At 71.2% G+C, this 518-nt stretch carries 1 protein-coding gene; it reads left to right on the plus strand.

All coding sequences use genetic code 11. The features are described from left to right. Nucleotides 1-518, plus strand: a 518-nt coding sequence (locus tag A5764_RS28855) for a glycosyltransferase (protein ID WP_369807305.1), incomplete at both ends; no start/stop codon positions are given.

The following is a 518-nucleotide window of genomic DNA, read 5'->3' on the forward strand; positions in this document are numbered from 1 at the left end:
GCCGAAGACGCGCAACGTCGCCAGCTCGGGCTGCCGGCGACGGCCGAAGGACCACCGCAGCCGCTGGAGATTCAGGCCTATGACGAAATCTGCTTTCCCGAGCTGGCGATCGCGTGGGCGGAACAGAGCCGGCGACGCCCCTTCGTCGGCGCGCTGACGCTGCAGCTGGCGACCGACGCCGACGACGAGGTCTTGTCCTGGATCGCCCCGGGCAGCCCGCCGATCTGCTTCGGCTTTGGCAGCACGCCGATCGCGTCGGCCGCGGACACCGTCGCCATGATCGCCGGGGCCTGCGCGCAGTTGGGGGAGCGGGCGTTGATCTGCGGCGGTCCCAACGACTTCGGCGAGACTCCGCCTTTCGACCACGTGCTGGTGGTCGACGCGGTCAACCACGGCGCCGTCCTTCCGACGTGCCGCGCGGTCGTGCACCACGGCGGTGCAGGCACCACGGCTGCCGGACTGCGGGCGGGGATTCCCGCGCTGATCCTGTGGCTGTGGCTCGATCAGCCGGTCTGGGC

It is taken from the genome of Mycobacterium sp. 852002-51057_SCH5723018 (genome assembly GCF_001667035.1).
In the GTDB taxonomy this organism is placed as follows: Bacteria; Actinomycetota; Actinomycetes; order Mycobacteriales; family Mycobacteriaceae; genus Mycobacterium.